We start from the raw sequence: 23,647 nt of genomic DNA, 5'->3' as shown, positions 1-23,647 counted from the left end.
CTCACCGTCGAGGAGCACCCCATGTCCGTTCCCGGATCCGGCACGGCGTCCGCCGACATCGGCCGGCGCACGATCCGCAAGGTCGCCGTCCGCATCATGCCGCTGGTCGGCCTGCTCTACGTGTTCAACTACATGGACCGGGCCAACATCGGCTACGCCCAGCTCAGCATGGGTGCCGAGCTCGGCATCACGGCAGCGACCTTCGGGTTCGCCTCGGCGGTGTTCTTCCTCGCGTACGTGGTGTTCGAGGTCCCGTCCAACATGATCATGAAGCGGGTGGGCGCCCGGCTGTGGCTCGCCCGCATCGCGATCACGTGGGGCATCGTCACGGTGGCCACCGGGTTCGTGGCGAGCGTGACCCAGCTCGTGATCGCCAGGGTGGTGCTGGGGATCGCCGAGGCCGGGTTGTTCCCGGGTCTGCTGCTCTACATGACCTACTGGTTCCGGGGGCGGGAGCGGGCACGGGCGATCGCCGCACTCGCCCTGGCCCAGCCGATCGCGCTGATCCTCGGGAGCCTCACCGGCGGCTGGATCCTCGACCACGTGCACTGGGCCGGGATGAGCAGCTGGCAGTGGGTCTTCATCCTGCAGGGTGCGCCGGCCGTGCTGCTGGGCGTGCTCACCCTGTTCGTGCTGCCCGACCGCCCGGCCGACGCCCGCTTCCTCACCCGCGAGGAGAGCGGCTGGCTGCAGTCCGAGATCGACGCCGAGTACGCACCGGAGGCGGCGACCTCGCTGCGCCACGAGCTGGCCGTGGTGAAGGACCGCAGGGTCGTCCATCTCGCGGTGGCGAACCTGTTCATCGCGTGCGGGCTCTACGGACTGGCCTTCTTCCTCCCGCTGATCGTGCGCCAGCTCGATCCCACCTACTCGGCGACGAACATCGGGCTGCTGGGGGCGATCCCGTACGTGGTCGGTGCCGTCGGCATGCTGCTGATCGGCCGCAACTCCGACCGCACCGGCGAGCGCAAGTGGCACGTCATCACGCTGGTGCTGGTCGCGGCGCTCGGGTTCCTCGGCGCGATCGTGTTCAAGGACGTCCCGGTGCTGTCCCTGGTGAGCCTGTCGCTGGCGGCCGTCGGCGTGCTCGGGTACCTGGCGCCGTACTGGGCCCTGGCGGCGCGGGTGCTGTCGAAGGAGCAGGCGGCCGTGGGACTCGCCGCGATCAACTCGATCGCCGCGCTCGGCGGCTTCTTCGGGCCGTACGCGATCGGGCTCGCGGCCACCGACACCGACGTGACGGTGGGGCTGTACTTCCCGATCGGCTGCCTGGTCGTCTCCGCGGTGATGCTGGCGTTCCTGCGTGTGCCGCGCGAGACGGTCCCGACCACCACCCACTCCTGAGAGGAGCCGACCGTGGCGTTCTGCGGTTCCCCCATGATCGGGGAGGCATCAGCTATAAGGGGTAGCGATGCCAGAGGTACGGAAGCGCTACGACCGGGAGTTCCGTGACGGAGCGGTCCGGGTCGTGGAGGAGACGGGCAAGCCGATCGCCCAGGTCGCCCGTGACCTGGGGGTCAACGAGGGCACGCTGGGCAACTGGGTGGCCCGTGCACGAGAGGCCCGCGAGGACACCGAGGGCCTGTCTCGCGGCGGCGTCGAGGAGCTCAAGCGGCTGCGCGCGGAGAACGCCGAGCTGCGGATGGAGCGTGATGTCCTCAAGCGATCCGTGGTCCTGTGGGTCAAGGAGGCGACGAAGTGAGCGTGGCCCGTTTCATCGCCGACCAGAGGACCTTCCACCGGGTGCCGCACACGCTGGCCTGCGCCCTGTTGGGGGTGTCGATCTCCTGGTTGTACAAGTGGCTCGACCGCGCCGCGCGTTCCGACGGTGGTGCCACCGCGACCGAGAAGCGCCGCTGCGCGTTGGACGCCGCCGTGGCCGTGGCGTTCGACGACGCCCAGCGGCTACACGGCTCACCCCGTCTGCACGCCGACCTGTGTGAGGCCGGATGGCGGGTGTCGGAGAAGACCGTGGCGGACTCGATGCGCCGCCAGGGCCTGGTCGCCCGCCGGATCAAGCGGCACAACGGGCTGACCCGCCAGGACCGCACGGCGCCGAAGTTCCCGGACCTGCTTCGTCGGGGTTTCACTGCGGCCGAGCCGAACCGCAGATGGGTCGGGGACATGACCGAGATCCCCACCGCGGCCGGGAAGTTGTATCTGGCCACGGTGATCGACCTGTACTCGCGGCGGCTGCTCGGCGCGGCCACGGGGCTGCACCCGAACGCCGAGCTGGCGTGTGCGGCGATCCGGATGGCGGTGGCGGCCCGCGGCGGGGCGGACCGAATCGCCGGGGTGATCTTCCACACCGACCGCGGGTCGACCTACACCGCGGGCGCGTTCACCGCTCTGTGTCGGCGGCTCGACATCCGTCAGTCGATGGGCCGGGTCGGGTCGTGTTTCGACAATGCCGCGGCGGAGGCGTTCTTCTCCAGCCTGGAGTGGGAAGTGCTGTCCCGCAACGACTTCGACACCATCAGTAGGGCGCGGGCGGCGGTCATCGACTGGTGTTACGGCTTCTACAACCACCGGCGGCGACACAGTGCCGCCGCCGGGCTCTCACCGATCAACTACGAGAACGCCGCCCTCACCCGAGACGCGGCATAAGAACCCTCCACGATCTCGGGGGAACCGCATTCTACCGCAGCGTCGGATCGGTGCCGCCGAAGCGGCACACCCAGCACCGTCGTCCCGACGGCACGCTCTACCACGAAGAACTCATGGGCGAGGAAGGCTTCTCCTCCGACTCCTCCCTCCTCTACCACCGCCACATCCCGTCCGCCATCGTCGACGCCACCCCCTGGGAGCTGCCCGACCAGGCCCTGACCCCGAACCACCCACTGCTCCCCCGACACCTGCAACTGCACCACCTCGGCGCACCTGACCCGGCAACGGTCGACCCCGTCACCGGGCGGCGCCTCGTGCTCGGCAACGCCGACGTCCGCATCTCCTACACCGTCGCGGGCGCGCCCTCCCCGCTCTACCGCAACGCCGTCGGCGACGAATGCATCTACATCGAATCCGGCACCGCCACCGTCGAAACCGTGTTCGGGACGCTCGACGCCCGGGAGGGCGACTACGTCCTGCTCCCCCGCGCCACCACCCACCGCTGGATCCCCACCGGCCCCGACCCGCTGCGGCTCTACGCCATCGAGGCGACCTCACACATCGCCCCACCCAAGCGCTACCTGTCCCGCTACGGACAACTCCTCGAACACGCCCCCTACTGCGAGCGCGACCTCCACGGGCCGCACGAGCCGCTGCTCACCGACGGCACCGACCTGGAAGTACTCGTCAAACACCGCGGCGGACCACACGGCATCACCGGAACCCGCTACATCGTCCCCACCCACCCGTTCGACGTCGTCGGCTGGGACGGCGCCTCTACCCCTACACCTTCAACATCAACGACTTCGAACCCATCACCGGCCGAGTCCACCAACCACCACCGGTGCACCAGGTATTCGAGGGGCAGAACTTCGTCATCTGCAACTTCGTGCCCCGCAAAGTCGACTACCACCCACTCGCCGTCCCCCTGCCCTACTACCACGCCAACGTCGACTCCGACGAAGTCATGTTCTACTGCGGCGGCAACTACGAAGCCCGCAAAGGCGGGTCTGTAACAGGAACGGTGGTTCCGGCGTTGTTGGTCAGTAGTGCTCGGCGGACGGCCAGCGGTCACCGAACGTGATCGCGAAGGCGTTGATCACCGGCTTCCATCGGATCGTCCACCGTGCGCGGCCTCGCCCGGTCGGGTCGAGGCTGCGGGTCACAAGGTACAGGCATTTCAACGCGGCCGCCTCGCTGGGGAAATGCCCTCGCGCCCGTACCGCTCGGCGGTAGCGGGCGTTGAGTGATTCGATCGCGTTCGTCGAACACAACACGGCACGGATCTCGGCATCGTAGTCGAGGAACGGAACGAACTCGGTCCAGGCGTTGCGCCACAACCGGATCATCGCCGGATAAGTGCGACCCCATTTTTCGTCGAGGTCATCGAGAGCAGCGAGAGCGGCGTCGGCGGTGGGGGCCGTGTAGATCGCCCGAATCCCTCGCTTGATCGCATCGGTGTCACGCCGCGACGTCAACCGGAACGAGATCCTGATCAAGTGCACGATGCATGTCTGCACGATGGTCTGTGGCCACACGTTCTCCACCACCTCGGGCAGGCCTTTCAACCCGTCGCAGACCAGGAAGAACACGTCCCGCATGCCGCGGTTACGCAGGTCGGTCAGCACCCCCAGCCAGAACTTCGCGCCCTCACCACCGGAGCCGGCCCACAGGCCCAGCACGTCCTTGCGGCCGTCGACGGTGACCCCGATCGCCGCGTAGACGGGCCGGTTGGCGACCTGCCCGTCGCGGACCTTCACCATGATCGCGTCCACGAAGACCGCGACGTACACCGCATCGAGTGGCCGCGACACCCATTCCTGCATCTCGGCGATCACCGAGTCGGTGATCCGTGAGACGGTCTCCTTCGACACCGACGCCCCGTAGATCTCCGAGAAATGCGCCGAGATCTCCCCGGTCGTCAAACCCTTCGCGTACAGCGACAACACGATCTCATCGACATCCCCCAACCGCCGCTGTCGTTTCCGAACGATCTGGGGTTCGAACGTCGAGTCGCGGTCTCTCGGTACCTCGATCTCGACCTCCCCGACAGCATCGGAGATCACCGTCTTCGACCGGTGACCGTTCCGGTTGTTCGTCGATTCCCGGTCCGGGTCGGCCCGGTTCTTTGCATGCCCGAGGTGCTCGGTCATCTCCTCCCCGAGCGCAGTCTCCAGAACGTTCTTGGTGAACAGCTTCAACAGCCCATCCGGGCCGGTCAGCTCCAGGCCGCGTGCTCGCGCGTCGGCCACCATCGCCGCCGCGGCGGCCTGCTCGGGCGAGAGCTGACGCCCTGAACCCGTCTCATCCTTGGCTGAACCCACAAGGTCCGATGTCATCACTCACAGTGCCCATCCCACCGGACCCGAGCCCGGCGTGTCGGACCGGAACCACCGTTCCTTGCACAGGCCCGCAAAGGCTCCGGCATCGGGCAAGGTGAACCGTCCCGGCTTTACTGCCGGTGGTTTGGTGGCCAGTGATCATCTGGCCGATGGTTCTGTGTCAGCGTAGTGGGCTGCCTCGAACTCGGTGGGGCTGATCATGCCCAGACTTGAGTGCAGTCGGCGGTTGTTGTACCACTCGACCCAGCTGGCGGTGGCGTACTCGACGTCGGCGATCGTGCGGTAGGGGCCGTCGTGGAAGACTCGGGTGCGGATGCATTCGGCCTTGTAGAGGCCGTTGATGGTCTCCATCAGGGCGTTGTCGTAGGCGTCGCCGACGCTGCCGACCGAGGGCTGTATGCCCTCGAGGTGCAGGTGCTCGGTGAACCGCAGACTCGTATATTGCGACCCGGCATCGGAATGGCAGATCAGCTGGTCCCGGGCCACGGCTTTGCCCTCGTGGGCACGTCGCCACAGCGCCATCCGTAACGGCACGTCCACCAGCTCGACGTCACGAGTGAGCGCGGCGTGCCAGCCCACGATCTTCTGCGAGAAGCAGTCCACGATGAACGCCACGTAGGTGAACGACTGATACGTGCGCACGTAGGTGAAGTCGGTGACCCACTTGCTGCCGGGTGCTGAGGCGGTGAAGTTGCGGTCGAGCAGATCAGCGGCCCGCTGGGCGGTCGAGTCCGGGATGGTCGTGCGCGGCCGTTTCCCGCGGACCACTCCGGCCAGCCCCACCGAGCGCATCGCCCGGTCGACCGCTCCGAACCCAGCCTCGGGCAGCACCGTTCGACGGATCAGGGCCAGCATCTTGCGACGCCCATAAAGTCCCTCTGGGGCCAGCACCGGTTCGCCGGCGCGGTTGGTGGTGAACGCCGCCGCACGGACGGCGTCTTCGACCAGGGCGTCGGTGACGGTCCGGGCCGCGACCCGGCCGGCGGCGCCGTTCCTGGTGCCGGTCCGAGCGCACCAGGCCCGCAAGGTTCGTGCCGCGATCGTGAGCCCCAGGGTGTTGAGGGCAGCAAGGATCGACTCGACGGCATGACCAGCAGCCCGCATCTGATCGACGAACGCGACGATCAGCGGTTTCGGGGGTCGAGCTCCCCCACGAAGAAAATCGTCGCCGACTTGAGGACCTCGTTGACCTCGCGCAGGCGCTTGTTCTCCGCCCGCAACCGCCGCAGCTCCTCGCGGTCATCGCTGGTCACGCCCGCTACGACGCCGGTGTCGACGTCGTGCTGGGACACCCAGCGACGCACGGACTCACGCGACACCCCGAGTGACTCAGCGACCTGGACATGCACGGCACGCTCGGTCGAGTACGCCGAACGATGCTCGGTCACCAGACGCACAGCCTGGCTCCGAACCGCTGGGTCGATCTTCTTGGGCACGACACCCATCCTCTCAGCCTGCTCACAACGGAGCGGCAGAGAAGCCGGGACGGTTCAAGAGAAGCCGGGACGGTTCAAGGCTCCATCTCGCTGCACCCCGGCGGACACAGCCACGGACCCCAACCCGGCGCCGTCGAACGCGCACTCGGCGCCCAAACCTTCGACGAACTCGCCGTCATGGTCGACACCTTCCGCCCCCTGGAGCTGGGCGAGGGCGCCGTCGCGTCGGAGGACCCCGGCTACGCCTGGACCTGGTCCGGCCGCGGCCCCGGCTCGTGATCCCGGAGCTGGTACGGCGGCTGCTCGACGACGCGGCGGTGTTCCCGCCGGGTTCCGCCCTGCTGTCCGACGCCGTCGCCGCCCACCGCCGCCACCGCGCTGCCGGGTACGCCGACCTCGTGGGCCCGCTGGTCCTGCCGGTCGGCGCGCTCCGTGAGCTCCACCCGCTCCTGGCGGGCGGGGAGCCCCTCCCGATCTCGGTCACCCTGCCCGGTGGCCCCGGTGATCTGGACGAGGCGCTGACCCGCACGGCCGGGCTCCCGGTCGAGCTGCACGCCCTCGAGGTGGCACCGGTGCCCGGGGAGGACGCACCGCCCCGCCTGGCAGCCGTCGCCGCACCGACCCTGGTGTACGTCGAGATCCCCCGCGACGAAGGCGGGCGGCGGGTGGTCGACCTGGTCGCCGGATGCGGCCTGCGGGCCAAGCTGCGGACCGGCGGCGTGCGCGCCGACCTCCACCCCGGCGAGGACGAGCTGGCCGGATCGCTGTCCGCGCTCGTCACCGCGGGGGTCGCGTTCAAGGCCACTGCGGGGCTGCACCACGCGATCCGCAACACCGACCCCGGCACCGGGTTCGAGCAGCACGGCTTCCTCAACCTCCTGCTCGCCACCGCGGTGCTGCTCGACGGGGGCGACCGGACCGACGCGCGGGCCGTCCTCGCCCTGCGCGACGGACCCGCCGTCGCCCGACGGCTGCAGGCGCTGACCGCGCCGCAGGTGGCCGCCGCGCGGGCCGCGTTCGTCTCCTTCGGGACCTGCAGCATCGACGACCCCCGCACCGAACTCGCCGGGCTCGGCATCCTCGCCGAGCGGAACGGAGCCCGACCGTGACCATCCCGACCGTCCCCGACGGGTCCCCGTTCGGGCCCGACACCCTCCCCCTACGGCGTCTACTCGGTCCGCGGCGGCGAGCGCCGGGTCGCGACCCGGCTCGGCGACCACGTCATCGATCTCGCGGTCCTGCTGGACGACGCCGCCTTCGCCACCGCCACCCTGGACACCTTCCTGGCCCAGGGCCACGAACGGTGGGCCGCGGTACGGGCCCGGATCGGCGAGCGCATCCGGGGCGACGTCCCGGACGGGGCCGTCGTCCCGCTCGCGGACGCGACGCTGCACCTGCCGTTCACCGTCGGGGACTACGTCGACTTCTACGCCTCCGAGCACCACGCCACCAACCTGGGGAGGCTCTTCCGGCCCGACGCCGAACCGCTCATGCCGAACTGGAAGCACCTCCCGGTCGGCTACCACGGACGCGCGGGGACCGTGGTCGTGTCCGGCACCGACATCGTGCGGCCCTGCGGCCAGCGCAAGGCACCGGACCAGCCGGCCCCGAGCTACGGGCCGTCGCAACGACTGGACATCGAGGCGGAGCTCGGCTTCGTGATCGGGACCGGATCGGCGCTCGGGGACCGGATCGGCGTGGACGACGTGGACCGGCACGTGTTCGGTGTCGTCATCGTCAACGACTGGTCGGCCCGCGACCTGCAGGCGTGGGAGTACGTGCCGCTCGGCCCGCACCTGGGCAAGAGCTTCGCGACCTCGGTCTCGCCGTGGGTGGTCCCGCTCGCCGCGCTCGATCACGCCCGGATCCCGTTGCCCGGCCAGGATCCCCTCCCGCTGCCCTACCTGCGGGGCGCCGACGACTGGACGCTCGACATCGACCTGACGGTCACCTGGAACGGCGCGGAGGTCGCCCGGCCCTCCTACCGCGACATGTACTGGTCCCCGGCGCAGATGCTCGCGCACCTCACCGTCAACGGTGCCGCCACCCGCACCGGGGACCTGTTCGCCTCCGGGACCGTCTCCGGTCCACTGCCGCACCAGCGGGGCGCCTTCATCGAGCTGACCTGGAACGGCCGGGACCCGGTCACCCCGAACGGCGCCGAGCGCAGCTTCCTGCTCGACGGCGACGAGGTCACCATCGCCGCGACCGCGCCGGGGCCGGGCGGCACCCGGATCGGGCTCGGTGAGGTGACCGGGTCCGTGGTCGCCGCGCGGGAACCGTGAGCACCCGTCAACCCAGCCGGTCCGCGGCGAACCGTGCGTACCAGCGCAGGACCTCGGGATCGTCCACGGACGCGGTGTTCGCGGCCGTCTCGAGGGGACGGCCGGCGAGGAGCCTCTTCACCGGCACCTCCAGGCGCTTGCCGTTCAGCGTGTGCGGCACGGCCGGTGCCTCGACGATCTCGTCCGGCACGTGCCGCGGCGTCAGGCGCGTCCGCAGCGTCGCGGTGATCCGCTGCCGCAGGTCGTCGTCGAGCGCGTGCCCGGGCGCCGGGACGACGAACAGGCCGAGCCAGTAGCCGTCGTCGGGCAGGTCGACACCCACCACCAGGGCCTCGGTGACCTCCTCCATCGTCTCCAGCACGTCGTAGAAGTCGCCGGTGCCGAGCCGCACGCCGTGCCGGTTGAGGGTGGAGTCCGAGCGGCCGTGCACGGAGACGCTGCCGTCGCCGTGCAGGGTGATCCAGTCACCGTGCCGCCACACGCCGGGCCAGGTGTCGAAGTAGGACCCGGTGTAGCGCTCGGCGCCGGGGTCGTCCCACAGGTACACCGGCATCGAGGGCATCGGCTGGGTGACGACGAGATCGCCGACGTCGTCGACGACCGGGTTCCCGTCGTCGTCCCAGGCGGCGCAGTCGACGCCGGCCAGCCGGCCGCCGATCCGGCCGGGCCGGGCCGGGGCGTACTCGTTCGCCCCGACGAACGACCCCGAGATGTCGGTGCCGCCGCTGGTCGAGTCGATCCGCAGGTCGGGGTCGACGTGGTCGTGCAGCCAGCGGTAGCCGTCGGGCGGCAGCGCCGAACCGCTGACCATCACGTGCCGCAACCGGCCCAGGTCGTGTTCGGCACGCGGCGAGACCCCGCTGTTCGCCGTCGCCGTCACGACGGCGGCGCCCAGCAGCACGAGATCGGCCCCGGTCCGCGCCGCGACCTCCCAGACCGCGCCCGGCGGGTGCCCGGGGCTGCCCTCGTAGAGCACGATGCCCGCGCCCTGGGTGAGCGCGCCGAGCTGCATGTTCCACAGCGCCCAGCCGGTGGAGGTGTAGGTGAACATCCGCTCGCCGGCGCGCAGCCCGCAGTACAGGCCGGACCACTTGAGCCCTTCGAGGGTGATCCCGCCGTGGCCGTGCACGAGCCCCTTCGGCAGGCTGGTGGTACCGGAGGTGAACAGCACCCACAGCGGGTGCGAGAACTCGACCGGGTCGAACGACGGCTCCTCGTCGCGGGCGAGCAGCTCGTCCCACGGTGTCGTGCCCTCGGGCGCCGCGCGGTCGAACGCGTAGGGCACGTGCACGACGTGACGCAGGGTCGGCAGGTCCGCCCGCAACCGGTCGACGACGTCGGCGCGATCGACGGTCCGGCCGTTCCAGTGGTACCCGTCGGCCGCGATCAGCACGGTGGGTCCGAGCTGCGCGAGGCGCCCGATGGTGCCCTCCGCGCCGAAGTCCGGCGAGCAGCACGACCAGACGGCGCCGATCGCGGCGCTCGCGAGCAGCCCGATGACGGCGTGCTCGGTGTTCGGCAGGTAGGCGCAGACCCGGTCCCCCGGGGCGACCCCGGCGCGGCGCAGCCAGCCGGCGGCCGCCGCGACCGACCGGCGCAGCTCGCCCCGGGTGATCTCCCGGGCGGGGTCGCCACCCTCGCGGACGCACACCAGCGCGACGTCGTCGTCGGCACCGCGGCGCAGCGCGTGCTCCGTCCAGTTCAGCCGGGCACCGGGGAACCACCGGGTGTACGGCATCGGGTCGGGAGTGCGCACCTGCTCCGCCGGCTCGGCGAAGGCGACCTCGTAGTAGTCGACGACCGAGCACCAGAAACGGTCGAGATCGGCCACCGACCACGCCCACAGGGCGTCGTGGTCGTCGAACGACCGGCCCTCGCGCTCGGACAGCCAGTCCAGGTACGCCCGCAGTGTGGAGCCGGCGATGCGGTCCGGCGTCGGGGTCCAGACGATCTCGGACATCGGGCGCAGCCTCTCCTGACGGGCGTCGGCGGGCCCGCACGGAGCGGACCCGCCGACGGGGGTGGAGCTCAGACCAGCGACGCGGACAGCCCGCCGTCGAGGACGTAGGCACTGCCGGTCACCCACGACGCCCGGTCGGAGGCCAGGAACGCCGCCACCTCCGCGATGTCGCCCGGGGTGCCGAGCCGGCCCTGCTTCTGCGCGACGAGGTCGGTGAACGGGACCTGGGTCGCCGCCTCGAAGTCCGGGACCAGCCGCTCGACCATCGCCGTGTCGGCGAAGCCCGGGCACACGGCGTTGAACCGCACGCCCGTCGGCCGCATCTCGACCGCGGCGACCCGGGTCATCTGGACCAGCGCCGCCTTCGTCGCGCAGTAGGAGCCCAGCAGCGGGCTGCCACCGAGCCCGGCGATCGAGGAGATGTTCACGACGTTGCCGGTCGACTCGATCAGGTGCGGGATCGCCGCCTTCATCGCGACGAACGGCCCGCGCACGTTGACCGCGTAGATCCGGTCGAAGCTGTCGGTCGACTGCTGCAGCAGCGGTGACGACACCTCGATCCCGGCGTTGTTGACCAGCACGTCGAGCCCGCCCAGGATCTCGACCGCCCGGGCCACCGCCGCCTGCACCTGGGCCTCGTCGGTGACGTCGCAGTTCGCGACGCCGACCGCCCCGATCTCCGCCGCGGCCCCCTCGGCCGCGTCGGTGTCGATGTCGCTGACCACGACCCGGGCGCCGCGCTCGGTGAACAGCGCCGCGATCGCCTTCCCGATCCCGGCGCCGGAACCGGTGACCAGGACCCGCTTACCGTCCAGTTCTGCCATCGGTCAGGACGCCTCGACCTTCGGCATGATGTCGTTCTTGATCCGCTTGAGGTCGTCGAGCGTCTTGGCGACCGGGACGTCGGCGAACGGCGGCCAGATCAGCGCCATCGTCATGCCCGCCTCCTTGTAGGCCTTGAGCCGGTCGGTGACCTGCCGCTCCGAGCCCACCAGCAGGTTGGACGCGACCCCGTTGACGGTCTGGTCCGTGTCCTCGTCGGTGATGACCGTCCAGATCATGCTGCAGATCTCGAGGTCCTTCGACCGCTTCTCGCTGCCGATCTCCTCGAACTGCTCGTCGATCGCCGTCCGCCACTTCTCCAGGCCCTCCGGGGAGTCCTGGATGCCGATCCACCCGTCGAGGTCGTACTTGGTGATCCGCCGGGCCGAGCGCAGCGGGTCCTTGAGGCCGCTCATGAAGATCGGCGGCCGCGGCTGCTGCAGCGGCTTCGCCCCGAACCCGCAGCGCTCGAAGTCGGCGAACTCGCCGTGGTACTCGAAGTGCTCGTTCTCCGCGGCCCAGACGCCCTGCATGATCTCGATCGACTCACGCACGTGCTTGTGCCGCTTCGGGAAGATGTGCGCCGCGCTGGCGGCGGCGAACTCCTCCGACATCCAGCCCGAGCCGACGCCGACGTTGAGCCGCCCGTTCGACAGGTGGTCGATGGTGGCCAGCTCCGTCGCGAGGACGCCGGGCGAGCGGAACGGGGTGTCGATGATGCTCATCCCGATCCGGACCTTCGACGTCTTCGCCGCGAGCCACGGGATCAGCGGATAGCCCTGGAACCACTGACCGCGCGAGGACACCGGCAGCGCGTTCGGCAGGCCCTCCATCATCCCGAACGACGACGACAGCTCCTGGCGGTCCGACGACTCCGGGACGACGATCCGGTCCAGCGTCCACACCGAGTCGAAGTCGAGTTCCTCGGCCAGCTCGGTGAGGTCCTCCAGCTCCTTGATGGTCACCTTGTCGCGGAAGTTCGGCAGGTACAGGGCGAGTTTCATGTGCTGCGCCTCCTTGCGGCAGTACGGGCTCTCGGACGGTCAGCGGGTCTCGGACAGTGTGATGCGGATCTCGTTCTTCAGGACCTTACCCACGGTCGAGCGCGGAAGATCGGTCCAGAGTTCGATCTGTTTCGGGGCCTTCACCGAGCCGATGCGCTCCTTGACGAACGCGGTCAGCTCGTCGACGTCGATCTCGGCCCCGGGGTGCGGCTGGACGACCGCGGTGACCCGCTCGCCCCACTTCTCGTCGGCCAGGCCGACCACCGCACAGTCGCGGACCGCCCCGTGCGCCATGAGCGCCTGCTCGACCTCGGCGGAGTAGACGTTGAACCCACCGGTGATCACCATGTCCTTGGCCCGGTCGACGATGAACAGGTAACCGTCGACGTCGAGGTAGCCGATGTCGCCGGTGTGGTGCCAGCCGTGCGCCGACACCTCCGCCGTGGCCGCGGGATCGCGGTGGTAGCCGGCCATCACCAGCGAGCCGCGCACGCAGATCTCACCGCGCCCGCCCGGCGGGACCGGCCTGCCGTCGGAGTCCAGGATCGCCACCGTGACCAGGGGTGAGGGACGCCCGGCCGAGGTCAGCCGCTCGGTGGCGATGGTCCCGTCGGCCCTGCGGTGCTCGGCGGGCGACATCGTCGAGACCATCATCGGCGCCTCGGACTGGCCGAACAGCTGGGCCATCGGCCCGATCCGGTCGAGGGCCTCGGCCAGCCGCACGGCCGACATCGGCGCCGCGCCGTACCAGAAGCACTGCAGCGCGGACAGGTCCGTGGTGTCCAGCGCCTCGTGGCCCAGGACCATGTAGATCAGCGTGGGCGGCAGGAACGTGTGCGTGACCCGGTGCCGCTGCGCCAGCTCCAGGAACCGGCCGACGTCGGGCTTCGCCATGACCACGACCTCGCCGCCGCGGGCCATGACCGGGAAGCAGAGGACGCCCGCGGCGTGGGTCAGCGGAGCCAGTGCCAGGTACACCGGACGCCCGTCGAACGGATAGCTCATGAGCGTGATCGCCGACATCGTCTCGAGGTTGCGGTCGGTCAGCATCACGCCCTTCGGCCGGCCCGTGGTGCCACCGGTACCGACGAGGGCCACCACGTCGTCCGGCGGTGCCGCCTCGGCGGACGGATCGTCGCGGGCGGCGTCGAGCCAGCCGCGGAACTCGTCCCCGCCCAGCCGGACGACCGTCCTGAGCCGCGGGAGGTCCGGGGCGATCGCGGCGACCAGGTCGTCGAAGGACGGCTGGACGATCAGCGCGGCGCAGTCGAACAGGTCGAGCAGCTCCGCCGTCTCGGCCGCGGCGTTGCGCGGGTTGACGGGACACCAGACGGCCCCGGCGCGGGCGATCCCGAACACGCAGGAGAACGCGGTCGGGTCGTTCGCCGAGAGGATGCCGACCTTGTCGCCCGGCCGCACGCCCGAGCGGCGCAACGCCCGCGCGACCGCGTGCGACAGATCGACGACCTCGCCGTAGGTCAGCGACTCCCCGTCGAGCGTCAAACAGGGTGCCTCCGGGTCCAGCGAGGCACCCTTGTCCAGGTAGAAGGTCAGCGACATCGTCGTCCCCCGATCCGGTGTGGTCTCCCGGCCCCGACGACCGTGGCCGGATCCTGGACGGTTGTCAAGATTTTCCTGGACGTGTGGTCAGACGACGCGCCCGCCGCGGACGACCGGTACGGATCGGCCCATGCTGCGCTACGGTCGGGCGGTGCGCTCGCCGTGGCCCGGATCACACATCGGCCTGCGGATCACCGGTCTCGTACTGACCGGGTCGCTGGTGGGGGCGTGCGGGGCGGCGGGACCCGCGACCCCCGCGGACGGCGCGGGGTTCCCGGTCACCGTCGCCCACCGCTACGGCGAGACGACGGTGCCGCGGGCCCCCGAGCGGATCGTGGCGCTGAACCGGGGCGACCGGGACGTGCTGCTCGCGCTCGACATCGTCCCGTACGGGATGCCGGACGCCGGACCGGACCTCCCGGCCCGGATCGCGGACCGGCTCGCCGAGGTGCGCCGCCGGACGGGCTCCCCGACGGTGCCGGTCGAGGCGTACACCCAGCCGAGCGTCGTGGACGTCCTGCCCGTCGCACCGCCGCCGGACCTGCTGCTCGCCACGGCCGGAGCGCTGGGTCGGGAGGACTTCGACGCCGACCGGGCCGTCGCGCCCGTCGTCGGCCCGCCGCCGGGGTACGGCGACTCCCCGCCGCCCCCGGCACGGTTCGGTGACGGCGACGCCCCGTGGCAGGACAGCACCCGGCTCGTCGGCCGGGCGGTGGGCCGCCCGGCCCAGGCCGAACGGCTGGTACTCGACACCGAGGCCCGGTTCGCCGACACCCGGGCCCGGTTCCCCGCGCTCTCCGGCGTCACCGCCGCGTGCGTGCACTTCGGCAGCGGCCGGGCGACGGAGTCCCACGCCGTGCCGGCGGGGCCGCGGACCGCCTGCTCCCGGTTCCTGGCCGGGCTCGGCATGCGCGGGCTCCCGGCCCTGGAGACCGGTCCCGGGGAGCCGGGCCGCACCGTCGCCGACCGTCCCGACGACGTCGGGGAGCTCGACCTCGTCGTCATCGACGACACCCCGGAGGGGCGGGTGGCCGTCATCCGGGACGCGCTGCCGCCCGGCCCCGTCGTCGTCGGCCTCGACGAACGGGAGAACGCCGTCCTGGCCGCACCGACCGTGCTCACCCTGCCGGGCGCGCTCGACATCCTCCCGGAGAGGCTGGCCGGGGCCCTGCGGTGAGCCCCGGCCCCGGGGCGCCACGCCGCCGGACCACGATCTCGAGTTGCCGATACCGGGCCGTCACCCATACTGGAATAGGCGGTTCGAGAACGGGGTGCCTGCAATTGTTCGGGCACCCGAGGATCGGTGCTGCCCCCATTCAGTGCGGGTCGGACCGCGCACTTCTGTGACCTCCTACGAGAGCGAAGGCCCTCCTATGCCCGCCATTCTCTTCGGTTCCATCGGAACGCTCGCCGACACCTCGGAAATCCAGCGCGCCGCGTTCAACAGCGCATTCGAGCGGCACGGCCTCGACTGGCACTGGGACCGGGAGGACTACGTGTCCATGCTCGGGTCCAGCGGCGGTGCCCAGCGCATCGCCGACCACGCCGAGCGGTCCGGCGAGCAGGTCGACGCCGACGCCGTCCACGCCACCAAGTCCGAGATCTTCCGCGAGAACCTGGTCGCCGGCGGGGCGTCGCCGCGGCCGGGGGTCGTGACGGCGGTCCGCAACGCCCGGCGCGACGGGATCCACGTCGCGCTGGTCACGACGACCTCGCCGGACAACGTGCGCGCCGTGCTGGACGCCCTCGCCCCGGACCTGCGCGCCGAGGACTTCGACCTGGTCGTGGACGCCACGACGGTGCAGGCGCCCAAGCCGGACCCGGCCGCCTACCGCCATGCCCTCACCTCGCTGCAGGAGACCCCCGGCGGCTGCGTGGCGGTCGAGGACAACCTCGGCGGGGTCGACGCCGCCGTCGCGGCCGGCCTGCGCGTCATCGCCTTCCCGAACGCCAACACCACCGGCCACGACTTCGCCGCCGCCACCGAACGGGTCGAGTCCCTCGACGACGCCGCGCTCGTCGGCGACGTCGCGCGGCGCTGACGCCCCGTCGCCGTCCGGCCCCGCAGCACCGCCCGATCGGAGACCCAGCACATGACCGACGCCGATCCGGTACGGCCACCGGCCGTCGCGCCGTCGGGACCGGCGCCGCACCGGCCGGGCCCCGCGGGGCGGTGGCGGGCCAGGGCCCGGTCCGCTGCCGCACTGGCCGTGCTCGCCGCGGCGCTGCCGGCGAGCGCGGCGCTGACCGCCGGGGCCGCCGTGCTCGGTGCGCTGCGGCCGCCCTCGGCTCCGGCGGCCGGCCGGGCACTGACCGTGCTGGTCAGCGGCGGGAAGATGACCAAGGCACTGGCGCTGGCCAGGTCGTTCCACCGGGCCGGACACCGCGTGGTGCTGGTCGAGCAGCACCGCTACCGGTTCTCCGGCCATCGCTTCTCCCGCGCCGTCGACGCCTTCCACGTGGTCCCCGCGCCGGACGACCCGCGGTACGCACAGCGGCTCGCCGAGATCGCCGTCGCCGAGGGCGTCGACGTCTACGTCCCGGTCTCCAGCCCGCTGGCCAGCCGGTACGACGCGCTGGCCGGGTCGACGCTGGAGCCGTTCTGCGAGGTCGTGCACCCGGACGCCGACACCGTGGCGATGCTCGACGACAAGCACCGGTTCACCGGCCGGGCCGCGGAACTGGGCCTGCCGGTGCCCGACGCGCACCGGATCAGCGACCCGCAGCAGGTGCTCGACTTCGACTTCGCGGCGGCACCGGGCCGGTCCTACATCCTCAAGAGCATCGCCTACGACCCGGTCCGCCGGATGGACCTGACCCGGCTCCCCCGCCCCACCCGGGCCGAGACCGCCGCCTTCGTGGCCGGCCTGCCGATCTCCCCGGACAATCCGTGGATCCTGCAGGAGTTCGTCGAGGGCACCGAGTACTGCACCCACTCCACGGTGCGCGACGGCCGGGTGCAGCTGCACTGCTGCTGCCCGTCCTCGGGTTTCCAGCTGAACTACGAGATGGTCGAGCATCCGGCGATCGAGGACTGGGTCCGCCGCTTCGCCGGTGCGCTGGGGGTGACCGGCCAACTGTCGTTCGACTTCATCGAGGACGACCGCGGCCGGGTGTTCGCCATCGAGTGCAACCCGCGGACCCACTCCGCCGTCACGATGTTCTACGACCACCCCGGGGTGGCCCGGGCCTACCTGGAGTCCGACGTCGCGACGGTGCTGCCCACGCCGCGCAGCCGCCCCACCTACTGGCTGCACCACGAGCTGTCCGAGCTGCTGCGCGACCCGGCGTCGCTACCGGAGCGGGTGCGGATCGTGCTGCGCGGCAAGGAGGCGTTGCTCGAACCGGCCGATCCGCTGCCGTTCCTGCTCGTCCCGTACCTGCAGATCGCCGGACTGCTGCTGGGGGCGCTGGTGCACGGCCGCGACTGGGTCCGGATCGACGTGAACATCGGCAAGCTCGTCGAGCCGGACGGTGACTGATGCTGCGCGTGCTGCACCTCGCCGGGTCACCGGTCGACGAGTTCTTCTGCGACCTGTCCCGGCTCTACGCCGCCGACTGCCTGGAGGCGACCGCCGATCCCGCCCGGTTCACGTTCCACGTCGCGTACGTGACCCCGGACGGGCGCTGGCGGTTCCCGTCCCGGCTGACACCCGAGGCGATCGGGGCCGCTCCGGCGCTCACGGCCGGGCAGGCGATCCGGACCGTCACCGGTCTCGGTATCGACCTGATGGTGCCGCAGATGTTCTGCCGGCCGGGCATGACGCACTACCGGGCGCTGTTCGACCTGCTGCAGATCCCCTACGTGGGCAACCCGCCCGACGTCATGGCGCTCGGCGCGGACAAGGCACGTACCAGGGCGGTCGTCGCCGACGCCGGGGTCGCCGTGCCGGACGGCGAGGTGCTGCGCGCCGGTGAGCGGCCCGCACTGGCCCCGCCCGCCGTGGTGAAACCCGTCGACGCCGACAACTCCGTCGGGGTGTCCCTGGTGCACGACCGGGCCGGCTACGCCGAGGCGCTGGCGCAGGCACACCGGCACGGCGAGCGCGCGCTGGTCGAGACGTTCGTACCGCTGGGCCGCGAGGTGCGGTGCGCCTTCGTCGACACCGGGGACGGCCCGGTCTGCCTCCCGCTGGAGGAGTACCGGATGGACGCCGCGGACAAGCCGATCCGGCTGGCCGCGGACAAGCTCGCCCGCGACGACCGCGGCGATCTGGGACTGGTCGCGAAGGACTCCCGGTCCTGGATCGTCGACCTCGGCGACCCGGTCACCGCGCCGGTGCACGAGGCGGCGCTGCGGGCGTACCGGGCGCTGGGGTGCCGGCACTACGGGCTGTTCGACTTCCGGGTGGACCCGGGGAACCGGCCGTGGTTCGTCGAGGCCGGCCTGTACTGCTCGTTCGCGCGCACCTCGGTGGTCGTCACCATGGCGGAGGCCGCCGGTATCCCCGTGGACGAGCTCTTCACCTCGCTCGCCACGCGCGCCCTCGACGGGTGATGCTCACGCCGCCAGCGGGACTCCCCCGGCGACCATGCCCCGGTGCAGCACCCGGTCCCCGACGACGTCGGAGTGGTCGGCACGGTGCAGCACGCACGCGTTGTCCCACATCACGACGTCCCCCGGGGACCAGGCGTGGCGCAGCACGTTGCCGGGCCGTGTCGAGTGCGCGAACAGCTCCGCGACGATCCGCCGCGACTCCCCGTCGGTCAGCCCGCTGATCGCCACGCACCGGGCCGGGGCCGACAGGTACAGCGCGACCCGCCCGGACTCGGGGTGGCGGCGGAACACCGGGTGCTCGGCCTCGGTCTCCGGGCCGGCGTCCTGCGGTCCGAGCCCGGTGACGACGTGCCGGATCGTCCGCCCGGCGAGCCGGTCCCGCAGCTCGTCCGGGAGCGTGTCGTAGGCCCGGTACTGGTTGCTGAACTGGGTGGCACCACCGCGGGCCGGCACCTGCACGGCGCGCAACGCGGTGTAGGCGGGCGGCCGGGCGAGGTAGCTGGTGTCGACGTGGAAGGTGCTGCGCGGCGGGGTGGTACGCCCGACGTTGCTCACCACGTTCAGGTCCGGGAAGCCGGGGACCGGCGTCTCCCCCGCGGTGAACGCGAGACCACCGAACCGCCGCAGGTAGGCCACGAAGTCGTCGTCGCCGAGTCCGTGCTGACCGGGCAGGACGACCACCCCGTGCTCGGCCAGTAGCCGTCGCACCGACGCGACGGCGGCCGCGTCGGCATCGGGCACCGCGAACCCCCCGACGACCGCGCCGACCGGCTCCAGAACAGTGTGCTCCATGGACCGAGTCTGCGGGCGCACGGCACCGGGCGCCCGTCGGGCGGCTAGGACCGGGCGACGGTGTGGTGCCGTCCCAGGGGCAGCATCAGCGGCTTGTCCGAGACCGGATCGGTGATGATGCGGCTCTCCATGCCGAACACCGCCCGGACGACGTCCTCGGTGAGGACCGCGGCCGGCGTGCCGGCCGCGTGCACGCCGCCGTCGGCGATCGCCACCAGGTGGTCGGCGTAGCGCGCGGCCAGGTTCAGGTCGTGCAGCACCATCACGACGGTGGTGCCGCGCCGCCGGTTGAGATCGGTCAGCAGGTCCAGGACCTCGATCTGGTGGTTGACGTCGAGGAAGGTCGTCGGCTCGTCCAGCAGCAGCAGGTCGGTCCGCTGGGCCAGCGCCATCGCGATCCACACGCGCTGGCGCTGGCCGCCGGACAGCTCGTCCACCGGCCGTTCGGCGAGCTCGACGGTGCCGGTCACCTCCAGCGCCTCGGCCACCGCGAGGTCGTCGGTCCCGCTCCAGCGCGACAGGATCCCCTGGTGCGGGTGCCGTCCCCGGCCGACGAGATCGCTCACCGTGATCCCCTCGGGCGCGGACGGGGACTGCGGCAGCAGGCCGAGCGTGCGGGCCAGCTGCTTCGCGGGCATCCGGTGCACGGCCCGGCCGTCGAGCAGCACGTGCCCCGAGCGCGGTGCGAGCAGCCGCGACATCGAACGCAGCAGCGTCGACTTCCCGCACGCGTTGGCGCCGACGATCGCGGTCACCGCACCGGGCGGGACGGTGAGGTCGAGCCCGGAGACGACGGTCCGGTCCCCGTAGCCGAGGGTGACGTCCCGGACGGCGAGGGTGTGGTCGGTGGTCACAGAGCGGCTCCGGCGCGGTGGGAACGGACGATCAGGTAGAGCAGGTAGGGCGCACCGAGCACGCCGGTGACCACCCCGACCGGATAGCGCAGCGCGAGCGCGTGCTGGCCGAGCAGATCGGCACCGAGCACCAGCAACGCGCCGACCAGGGCCGCCGGGACCATCAGCGAGCCCCGGTTCCCGACGATCCGGGCCGCGATCGGCCCGGACAGGAACGCCACGAACGCGATCGGCCCGGTCGCGGCGGCGCCGAACGCCACCAGCCCGACGGCTGCGACCACGACCACCAGCCGGGCCCGGCCCACCCGGACGCCCAGGGCCGCGCCGGTGTCGTCACCGAGCTGGGTCGCGGACAGGTCGCGGGTGCGGGACAGCAGCACCGGCCCGAGGCACCCGAGCGCGATCAGCACGGGCAGGACCCGGCCCCAGCTCGCCCCGTTCAGGCTGCCGGTCAGCCAGCGCAGTGCCTCCTGCAGGTCCCACTGGGCCGCTCCGGCCAGGATGTAGTCGGTGAGGCTGGTCAGCATGGCCGCGATGCCGATACCGACCAGGATCAGCCGGGTCCCGGCGACACCGCCGCGGAAGGCCAGCAGGTAGATCAGCAGCGCGACCGCGAGGCCCGCTACGATCGCGAACACCGAGACGGCGGTCGCCCCGAGACCGAGGACGACGATCGCGAACGCGGCCGCGGTGCTCGCCCCGGCCGAGATCCCGATGATGTCCGGGCTGGCCAGCGGGTTGCGCAGCATGGTCTGGAACGCGACGCCGCCGAGGCCGAAGCAGGCCCCGACCAGGATCGCGAGCACGCCGCGCGGCAGACGCAGCCGGCCGACGGTGAAGCTCGTCCCGGGGAGATCGGCTCCGGCGACGACCGCGAGGACGTCGCCGAGGGGGACGAACCGGTCGCCGACCATCAGGCCCACGGTGAAGACGACGATGACCGTCGCGGTCAGCACACCGACGACGACCCGCCGGTGCCGGGACCGGCGACGGCGCGCCCCGGCGACGGCCGCGACCGTCGCCGGGGCCGGTCCGGAACGGGTGACGGTCACAGCTCTCGCACCTTCTGCCGACGGACGATCCAGATGAACACCGGTGCACCGAGGAACGCGGTGACGATGCCGACGGCGACCTCCGACGGCGGGGCGACGACCCGTCCGGCGACGTCGGCGAGGGTCAGCAGGGCCGCCCCGGCCACCGCGGAGAACGGCAGCAGCCAGCGGTGGTCGACACCCACGAGCAGCCGGCAGGCGTGCGGCACGACCAGACCGACGAAGCCGATCGGCCCCGTGACGGCGGTGACCGCTCCGCAGAGCACGACCGCCCCGGCCGCGGCGACGGCCCGGGCCGCCACCACACGCTCCCCCAGGCCGGCGGCCAGCTCGTCGCCCAGGGCCAGCGTGTTCAGCGCCCGCGCGGCGAGCAGGCACACGAGCAGGCCCACCGCGAGGAACGGCCAGATCCGCAGGAGCGCCTCCCAGGTCCCGCCGCCGACCCCGCCGACCTGCCAGGACCGGACGTTCGCCGAGATGTCTCCGCGGGGCAGCGCCACCGCGGTGACCAGCGACGCCAGCGCCGCCGTCGTCGCCGCTCCGGCGAGTGCGAGCGTGAGCGGGGTGGCGCCGCCGCGGCCCATCGACCCGACGACGTAGACGAACACGGCGGTCACCGCCGCGCCGCAGATGGCCACCCAGACGACGCTGCCCGCGGAGGCCAGCCCGAAGAACGCGAGCCCGGTCACCACCGCCAGCGAGGCGCCCATGGTGACCCCGAGGATGCCCGGGTCCGCCAGCGGGTTGCGGGTGACGCCCTGCATCACCGCACCCGCGACGCCGAGCGCCGCCCCCGCGGCCATCGCCAGCACCGTGCGCGGGATGCGTTTCGCCACGGCCGCCTGGTCGAAGCCCTCGGCCGACCCTCCCAGCGCGGCGAGCACCGCGTCGGTGCCGACGACCCGGGCACCGACGGCGACCGAGAGCCAGCCCGCGGCGAGCAGCACGACGAGGACACCGACCAGGCCCGCGACGCGGATCCGCCGCGGTCGCCCGGCCCGTGCGGCGGCCCGGGCCGCGGCCTCCGGGGCCGCGGTCACCGCCCGGCCGACCCGGCCCCGGCGAGAAGCCCGACGTACTCGTCGAGGATGTAGGGGATCGCCAGCGGCGTCGGGTTCGCGGCGGTACCCACCGGCGCCGCGCCGGGCAGGGTGACGATCGCGTCCTGCGCGACGGCCGGCATCTGCGACAGGACCGGGTCGGCGCGCAGCGCCTGGCGCAGCTCGTCCCCGCCGTAGGTGACGATCACGCCGACGTCGGAGAACGCGTCGGCCTGCTCGGTGCTGACGGTCGAGGAGAACGCCTCGGTCTCCGCCGACGCCGCGACCAGGCTCTCCGGCAGCGGGATGCCGAGGTCGGTGAAGAACTGCGTCCGGGTGTCGTGCGTGGTGTAGAAGCTGACCTGGCTCAGGTCGGTGGTGTCGACGTGGGTCAGGAACATCGCCGGCCGGCTCGCCAGCTCCGGCGCCGAGGCGGCCGCCTCGGTGATCCGGCGCTCCAGGTCCGCGACGAGCTGGGCGCCCTCGGCCTCCCGGCCCATCCCGGCCGCGTTGATCCGGATCGTCTCCCGCCACGGGGTGCCCCACGCGGTCTCCGGGTAGGCGACCGTCGGTGCGATCTCGCTGAGCCGGTCGTACTCCTCCTGGGTCAGTCCGGAGTACCCGGCCAGGATGACCTCGGGCCGGGTCTCGGCCACCGCCTCGAAGTCGATGCCGTCGGTCTCGTCGAAGAGCACCGGGGCCGGCGCGTCCAGCTCCCGGAGACGGTCGGCCACCCACGGGAGCAGGCCGTCGCCGTCGTCATCGCCGAAGTTCGCGGCGGCCATCCCGACCGGGACGACGCCGAGCGCCAGCGGGACCTCGTGGTTGGACCAGGCGACCGTGGCGACCCGGGTCGGGTCGGCCGGCACCTCGGTGCTGCCGAGCGCGTGCTCGACGACCCGGGTGCCGCCGTCACCACCCGCGGCCGGGTCCGGGCCGGGCGTGGAACAGGCGGCGAGTAGTCCGACGGACACCACCGAGACGGCGGCGACGGCCAGTCGACGTGCGCAGATCATGAGGTCCTTCCGCCGGGGGGACGGTCGGCACTCGTCGACCATCAGGTGTGCCTAACCTAAATGGCACGCCCGTACAGAAGGAAGATCGATCAGTGTCGTTCCGGACACACCGGACATCGACGCCGCCCGGTCAGCCCGTCCGTTCGGCCAGGCTCCGCGGTCGGAGGTCGGTCCAGTGCTCCTCGACGTGGGCCAGGCAGGCGGCCCGGCCGGCCGGGCCGTGCGCGACGTCCCACCCGTCGGGGACGGGGGCGAACTGCGGCCACAGCGAGTACTGCCCCTCCGCGTTCACCAGGGCGTAGAACGTTCCGTCCTCGTCGTCGAACGGGTTCACGGACACGGGCGACTCCTCAGCTGTACCGGCACCGGCCTCACTGAG

At 72.0% G+C, this 23,647-nt stretch carries 20 protein-coding genes and 3 pseudogenes; 11 read left to right on the top strand and 12 right to left on the bottom strand.

The window, feature by feature from the left end; genetic code table 11:
* Positions 1-21: 21 nt before the first annotated feature.
* The 4 genes and pseudogenes from AFB00_RS24320 to AFB00_RS24305 all read left to right on the top strand — a co-directional run.
* Complete coding sequence (locus AFB00_RS24320) at positions 22-1,344, top strand: MFS transporter (protein WP_068799111.1); 1,323 nt, start codon at positions 22-24, stop codon at positions 1,342-1,344.
* 67 nt (positions 1,345-1,411) lie between these two features.
* Positions 1,412-1,702 carry a transposase gene (locus AFB00_RS24315; RefSeq protein ID WP_060710840.1) on the top strand — a complete coding sequence of 97 codons (291 nt, stop codon included), beginning with the start codon at positions 1,412-1,414 and terminating at the stop codon, positions 1,700-1,702.
* Positions 1,699-2,607 (top strand): IS3 family transposase, encoded by a 909-nt coding sequence (locus AFB00_RS24310; RefSeq protein ID WP_060710839.1) that lies wholly within the window; start codon positions 1,699-1,701, stop codon positions 2,605-2,607. The genes AFB00_RS24315 and AFB00_RS24310 overlap by 4 nt, the downstream gene beginning before the upstream one ends.
* A pseudogene (locus AFB00_RS24305) lies at positions 2,604-3,622 on the top strand (homogentisate 1,2-dioxygenase); the annotation flags it as partial. The gene AFB00_RS24310 and the pseudogene AFB00_RS24305, both read left to right, overlap by 4 nt.
* Positions 3,623-3,650: 28 nt before the next feature.
* Here the strand turns inward: AFB00_RS24305 and AFB00_RS24300 are convergent.
* Positions 3,651-4,862 carry an IS256 family transposase gene (locus AFB00_RS24300; protein ID WP_231974483.1) on the bottom strand — a complete coding sequence of 404 codons (1,212 nt, stop codon included), beginning with the start codon at positions 4,860-4,862 and terminating at the stop codon, positions 3,651-3,653.
* A 225-nt stretch (positions 4,863-5,087) separates the two neighbouring features.
* Positions 5,088-6,385, bottom strand: a protein-coding gene (locus AFB00_RS24295; protein ID WP_156819710.1) for an IS3 family transposase whose coding sequence is annotated in 2 segments (ribosomal slippage) — positions 5,088-6,112 and positions 6,112-6,385 — 1,299 coding nt in all. Because the reading frame shifts where the segments join, the coding sequence is not laid out codon by codon here.
* Positions 6,386-6,451: 66 nt separating this feature from the next.
* Here AFB00_RS24295 and AFB00_RS32345 point away from each other — a divergent pair.
* The 3 genes and pseudogenes from AFB00_RS32345 to fahA all read left to right on the top strand — a co-directional run.
* Positions 6,452-6,664, top strand: a pseudogene (locus AFB00_RS32345) (homogentisate 1,2-dioxygenase); the annotation flags it as partial.
* Positions 6,661-7,494 (top strand): hypothetical protein, encoded by an 834-nt coding sequence (locus tag AFB00_RS24285; protein WP_068799108.1) that lies wholly within the window; start codon positions 6,661-6,663, stop codon positions 7,492-7,494. The pseudogene AFB00_RS32345 and the gene AFB00_RS24285, both read left to right, overlap by 4 nt.
* Positions 7,491-8,670, top strand: a pseudogene (gene fahA, locus AFB00_RS24280) (fumarylacetoacetase). The gene AFB00_RS24285 and the pseudogene fahA overlap by 4 nt, the downstream one beginning before the upstream one ends.
* Positions 8,671-8,677: 7 nt before the next feature.
* Here fahA and AFB00_RS24275 read toward each other — a convergent pair.
* From AFB00_RS24275 to AFB00_RS24260, 4 genes are all read right to left on the bottom strand, one after another.
* Entirely contained in the window at positions 8,678-10,630 is a 1,953-nt protein-coding gene (locus tag AFB00_RS24275) for an acetoacetate--CoA ligase (protein WP_068799107.1), read from the bottom strand.
* A gap of 68 nt (positions 10,631-10,698) precedes the next feature.
* Positions 10,699-11,454 (bottom strand): SDR family NAD(P)-dependent oxidoreductase, encoded by a 756-nt coding sequence (locus AFB00_RS24270; protein WP_068799106.1) that lies wholly within the window; start codon positions 11,452-11,454, stop codon positions 10,699-10,701.
* Between the two features lie 3 nt (positions 11,455-11,457).
* Entirely contained in the window at positions 11,458-12,456 is a 999-nt protein-coding gene (locus AFB00_RS24265; protein ID WP_068799105.1) for an LLM class flavin-dependent oxidoreductase, read from the bottom strand.
* Between the two features lie 39 nt (positions 12,457-12,495).
* On the bottom strand, positions 12,496-14,016 hold the full coding sequence (locus AFB00_RS24260; RefSeq protein WP_068799104.1) for an acyl-CoA synthetase: 1,521 nt from the start codon (positions 14,014-14,016) through the stop codon (positions 12,496-12,498).
* Between the two features lie 130 nt (positions 14,017-14,146).
* On the opposite strand from AFB00_RS24260, the gene AFB00_RS24255 reads away from it, so the two are divergent.
* From AFB00_RS24255 to AFB00_RS24240, 4 genes are all read left to right on the top strand, one after another.
* On the top strand, positions 14,147-15,193 hold the full coding sequence (locus AFB00_RS24255) for an ABC transporter substrate-binding protein (protein ID WP_068799103.1): 1,047 nt from the start codon (positions 14,147-14,149) through the stop codon (positions 15,191-15,193).
* Between the two features lie 196 nt (positions 15,194-15,389).
* Positions 15,390-16,058, top strand: coding sequence for an HAD family hydrolase (locus AFB00_RS24250; RefSeq protein WP_068799102.1), 669 nt, complete (start codon positions 15,390-15,392; stop codon positions 16,056-16,058).
* A 51-nt stretch (positions 16,059-16,109) separates the two neighbouring features.
* Complete coding sequence (locus tag AFB00_RS24245; RefSeq protein WP_083275794.1) at positions 16,110-17,498, top strand: ATP-grasp enzyme; 1,389 nt, start codon at positions 16,110-16,112, stop codon at positions 17,496-17,498.
* Positions 17,498-18,514 carry a D-alanine--D-alanine ligase family protein gene (locus AFB00_RS24240; RefSeq protein WP_068799101.1) on the top strand — a complete coding sequence of 339 codons (1,017 nt, stop codon included), beginning with the start codon at positions 17,498-17,500 and terminating at the stop codon, positions 18,512-18,514. The genes AFB00_RS24245 and AFB00_RS24240 overlap by 1 nt, the downstream gene beginning before the upstream one ends.
* 3 nt (positions 18,515-18,517) lie before the next feature.
* Here the strand turns inward: AFB00_RS24240 and AFB00_RS24235 are convergent, their stop codons facing one another.
* From AFB00_RS24235 to AFB00_RS24210, 6 genes are all read right to left on the bottom strand, one after another.
* Positions 18,518-19,306: a TauD/TfdA dioxygenase family protein gene (locus AFB00_RS24235; RefSeq protein WP_068799100.1), complete on the bottom strand. Its 789-nt coding sequence runs from the start codon at positions 19,304-19,306 to the stop codon at positions 18,518-18,520.
* A gap of 44 nt (positions 19,307-19,350) precedes the next feature.
* Positions 19,351-20,160 carry an ABC transporter ATP-binding protein gene (locus AFB00_RS24230; RefSeq protein ID WP_068799099.1) on the bottom strand — a complete coding sequence of 270 codons (810 nt, stop codon included), beginning with the start codon at positions 20,158-20,160 and terminating at the stop codon, positions 19,351-19,353.
* Complete coding sequence (locus AFB00_RS24225; protein ID WP_068799098.1) at positions 20,157-21,212, bottom strand: FecCD family ABC transporter permease; 1,056 nt, start codon at positions 21,210-21,212, stop codon at positions 20,157-20,159. The genes AFB00_RS24230 and AFB00_RS24225 overlap by 4 nt, the downstream gene beginning before the upstream one ends.
* On the bottom strand, positions 21,209-22,252 hold the full coding sequence (locus AFB00_RS24220) for a FecCD family ABC transporter permease (protein WP_068799097.1): 1,044 nt from the start codon (positions 22,250-22,252) through the stop codon (positions 21,209-21,211). Before AFB00_RS24220 ends, AFB00_RS24225 begins: the two co-directional genes overlap by 4 nt.
* Positions 22,249-23,268: an iron-siderophore ABC transporter substrate-binding protein gene (locus AFB00_RS24215; RefSeq protein WP_068800613.1), complete on the bottom strand. Its 1,020-nt coding sequence runs from the start codon at positions 23,266-23,268 to the stop codon at positions 22,249-22,251. Before AFB00_RS24215 ends, AFB00_RS24220 begins: the two co-directional genes overlap by 4 nt.
* A gap of 130 nt (positions 23,269-23,398) precedes the next feature.
* Positions 23,399-23,608: an MbtH family protein gene (locus AFB00_RS24210; protein WP_068799096.1), complete on the bottom strand. Its 210-nt coding sequence runs from the start codon at positions 23,606-23,608 to the stop codon at positions 23,399-23,401.
* Positions 23,609-23,647 lie beyond the last annotated feature (39 nt).

Origin of the sequence: Pseudonocardia sp. HH130630-07 (assembly GCF_001698125.1) — a bacterium.
Lineage (GTDB): Bacteria > Actinomycetota > Actinomycetes > Mycobacteriales > Pseudonocardiaceae > Pseudonocardia.
Note: the sequence above shows the minus strand (reverse complement) of the source record. Positions and strands in the feature narration are given on the sequence as shown.